Source organism: Kitasatospora sp. NPDC056531 (assembly GCF_042794375.1).
GTDB lineage: Bacteria > Actinomycetota > Actinomycetes > Streptomycetales > Streptomycetaceae > Kitasatospora.
The window spans coordinates 2,280-5,878 of sequence record NZ_JBHTTU010000186.1; the positions used below are offsets into that span (position 1 = coordinate 2,280).

4 protein-coding genes are annotated in these 3,599 nt (G+C 70.9%); 1 reads left to right on the plus strand and 3 read right to left on the minus strand.

Features of this window, described 5'->3' with window-relative positions; translation table 11 throughout:
* Together ACFQ87_RS43685 and ACFQ87_RS43690 are read right to left on the minus strand one after the other, a co-directional pair.
* A partial coding sequence (locus ACFQ87_RS43685) for a 2Fe-2S iron-sulfur cluster-binding protein (RefSeq protein WP_380616605.1) occupies positions 1-136 on the minus strand: 136 nt, incomplete at its 3' end.
* Complete coding sequence (locus tag ACFQ87_RS43690; protein WP_380616602.1) at positions 133-960, minus strand: FAD binding domain-containing protein; 828 nt, start codon at positions 958-960, stop codon at positions 133-135. The genes ACFQ87_RS43685 and ACFQ87_RS43690, both read right to left, overlap by 4 nt.
* 731 nt (positions 961-1,691) lie before the next feature.
* Between ACFQ87_RS43690 and ACFQ87_RS43695 the strand changes: the two genes are divergently transcribed.
* A complete protein-coding gene (locus tag ACFQ87_RS43695; protein WP_380616603.1) occupies positions 1,692-2,066 on the plus strand; it encodes a transglycosylase SLT domain-containing protein in 375 nt (124 codons plus the stop codon).
* A 694-nt stretch (positions 2,067-2,760) separates the two neighbouring features.
* Here ACFQ87_RS43695 and ACFQ87_RS43700 read toward each other — a convergent pair.
* Complete coding sequence (locus ACFQ87_RS43700) at positions 2,761-3,336, minus strand: TetR/AcrR family transcriptional regulator (protein WP_380616604.1); 576 nt, start codon at positions 3,334-3,336, stop codon at positions 2,761-2,763.
* Positions 3,337-3,599: the final 263 nt, after the last annotated feature.

Consider the following 3,599-nt stretch of genomic DNA (forward strand, 5'->3'; position numbering starts at 1 on the left):
CCGTGCACGCACCGCAATCGCCGGCGTCGCAGCCCTTTTTGACACCGTAGTGACCGAGTGAGCGAAGGAAGGTGCGTAGGCACTGGCCGGGGTCCGGTTCCTCGTCGAAACGCCTGCCGTTCACGATGTAGGTCACGCCGGGCTCCCAGCCATGAGTTCGCGGCGAATCTCTTCGGCGAAGTGCCGTGTCAGGTGACGGCGGTGGTCGGGGGTCCCGTTGGGATCCGCGAACCAGACGTCGGCGGGGACGGCGTCGATGCTCTGCCGCAGGGTTCGGGCATCGGGCATGGTGTCGAAGGCGAGGCGCACCGGCCGTGTGGTGCCGGCCGTGACGGTGAGCAGCAGGTCGTTCGTGCCGGGCGTCTGAGTACCGATGAGGAAGACCGTCGAACGGCCGAGGCGGGTCAGCGTGAAGCGGCGGTGCGTGGCGCGTTTCCTCAGCGCGCGCGCCGGAACGGTGATGCGCCGCAGGACTTCCCCGGGAGTCAGAACGTTCTGGTTGTCGCCGGTCACGAAGTCGAGGGCATCGACGACGCGCGCGGACCCGTCCGGGGCGCACAGTTCGTACGTCGCCTCCAGGGCGACCGTCAGCGTGATCATCGGGCCGGCCGGCAGGGACATGCAGATATTGCCGCCGACGGTCGCCGAGTTCCACACCTTGAACGAGGCCAGGAACGCGTCGCAGCCCGTCGCGAAAAGGGAGCCCGCGATCCAGTCGTCCGGCGGCACGAAGGCATACAGGTCACGGATGGTGCACGTGGCGCCGATCTCGAGGCCCGTGTCGCTTGGCACGAGGGCATCCCAACGCAACGCCGTCAGGTCGATCAGGCGACGCAGGTCCGGCTGCTCCGTGGAGAACAGCCACGTTCCCCCGGCGAGCCAGGCGTCGCCCTCGCGCCAGTGCGCGCCCGGTTGATCCGGCGGGCGGCGGACGACTTCGGTGATGGTGTTGAGATCCACGGGAATCGATCTCCCTTGCGACGATCACCGCGCGACGGACCGCCCACCGAACTCGACCAACCCAGGGCGCGGCGCCGTTCGCGTCCATGACGGCGCCGGGAGCGGTGCAACCTCGCGCGGCGGAACCGGACGCCGGCCGCCGCGGTCGAACAGTGCCGCAGGAAGACCCTGCGGGCGCGCGGATTCCCTTCGAGCCTATGCAGAACGGGTCGGCCTCGCCATTTCGGCCACGGTCGGCGCCCGGCGCCGGTGGCGGTCTCAGTGGCGGCCGTCCGGTGTTGACTCGGTGTGGTGGTGGTGGGGCGGTGGGTGATGTCGTCGGGGGTTGTGGGGTGAGTGCGCTCACACGTGGATGGGGTGCACGAGGACGAATAGTAGTGTCCGTTTTGCACCCTTTTAAGGCTATTTGCTGGGGTTCTGGGGGGTGTTCGTGCAGGCCGGGAGGGGTGGGTGGGGATCGACGCGCTCCGGGCGGCCCGTCTCTCGGATGGGTGCGGGGCACCTCGCTACGACGGCGGATCGTGGTGAGGGGGTCTTGGCGGCGGGGGATCCGGTCTGGCAACTTGGCATTCATCGCCAGCCGCACCGGTTCCTGTCCTTCCGGTGGACGGCTCACCGTCGAGTCACACCCCGCGAGCGTTCGGCCCCTGTCCGGCCACGGTCGGGACGGGGCGTGACACCGGCCCAACCCGATTGAGGTCTTGCTCTACATGCCCGCTTTCAAGCTCCGTATGCGTACCTCTGCCGCGATTCTCGCCGGCGCCGCCGGTGTGACCGCCCTGGGTGCCGCCGTGGTCCCCACGATGGCCTCGGCCGCGGACGCCTCCCCGCAGGCGATCGCCGCGCAGATGGTGCCGGCGGACCAGCTGGCCTCGTTCAGCCAGATCATCTCGCACGAGTCCGGCTGGAGCGTGACGGCGACCAACCCGAGCTCGGGCTCCTACGGTCTGGGTCAGGCGCTGCCGGCCTCCAAGATGGCCTCGGCCGGCGCGGACTGGAAGACCAGCCCGAGCACCCAGATCAAGTGGGCGCTGGACTACATGAACTCCCGCTACGGCAGCCCGAACGCCGCCTGGGCGTTCTGGCAGACCCACCACTGGTACTAAGCCGACCGTTCGGCTTCCCCCCGTGCCTCGGGGACCGGACAGGGGCCACCGGGGCCACCCACGAGGGCCTGTGCCCGCGCGAAAGCGCGGACACAGGCCCTCGCGCCGTCTGCTGCTCCAGGCCACCCCGGACAGCGCGACCCCGCCCGCCGGCTGGCATGTTCGCGGCCGAAAGATTGCAGGCCGAAGCCCTGGCCACCGTTGCCGCGCGGGTCTAGCATTCCCGTCACGGCGGCCCACCACAGCACCACCGGGCCGCCGGCCAACGCGGCCACGCCGTGCCCCCGGCGCGGCTGGCCTCCCACCGGCCGGGCCCGCGGCACTGAACAGGTCTCGCCCCCCGGCCGGCGGCGCGCCGCAGTCGCACGAGTACTGGGGCCCCCTGCCCGCCGAGGGCCGCGTCGACGCCCGCACCCGACCCGGCCACACCGACGACGCCTCGCCCGCAGGTACGGCCCGGGGGGCCGCGCCTGCACGGCCGGGCGCGGACGCGGACCCCGCCTGCGGCCCGTCGAGGCCGGCACGGCAAGCATCATCGCGTTCAGCCACCGAAGAGGCCGGAACGAACGGCAGCGGGGAAGGCCGGCACCACCCGAGGTGGGCCGGCCTTTCCGCACAGCGTGCCCAGGTGGCGTGCGTGGCCTGACGCTCCGCTTCCGCCGGCCGCCCGTCGTGCGGCGTGCCAGGGGGCGGGTTATCGGTCTGTGCCGTGGCGGAGGCCGTCGAGGAGCAGGTCGAGGAGGCGGCCGGCCCGTTCGCGTTGGGCGGGGGCGCTGGTGATCAGCGCTATGCCGGCGAGGCTGAAGCCGACGTCGACGGGGTCGATGTCCGGGCGCAGGAGGCCGGCGTCGGTGCCGGCGTGCAGCAGGGTGCCGATCGCGGCGGCGAGCTTGTCGAGGGTTTCGGCGAAGGGGTCCGCGCCGGAGGCGACCGCGGCCCGCAGGGCGTCCGCCATGCCCTGCTTGGCGGCCAGGTAGTCGATGAAGTCGTCCATCCACAGGCGCATCGCCCGGTCCGGCGGGTTGTCGGCCAGCAGCTTCGCCGCGCTGTCGCAGACGCGGGCGAGCTCGTTGCGGTAGGCGGCCTCGACCAGCGCCTCGCGGGTGGGGAAGTGACGGTAGAGCGTGGCCGAGCCGACGCCCGCGGCCTTGGCGATCGTGTCGATCGCGACGTCCGCGCCCTTCTCGGAGAAGACGCGCACGGCCGCTTCGAGGATGCGTTCCCGGTTGCGGCGGGCATCGGCGCGCAACACGCTCGGCTGGGTGGTCAAGGCTGTTTCCCTTCGTCGGGATCAGTCTATCTGGACAACCGGGGAGTTCCCCGGTTACGTTGGCGATTAACCGGGGAACTCCCCGTTTGCGGCGTTGTCCGCTCCGTTGCACTCCACACGCAAGGAAGACCCTCATGACCTCCCCGAAGACGGTTCTGATCACCGGCACGTCCTCCGGTATCGGGGGGGGGGGCGGCGGCGGCGGCGGCCAAACAAAAGGGAGAACCAGAACCAACACCCACAACGAAAAAAAAAACAAAACA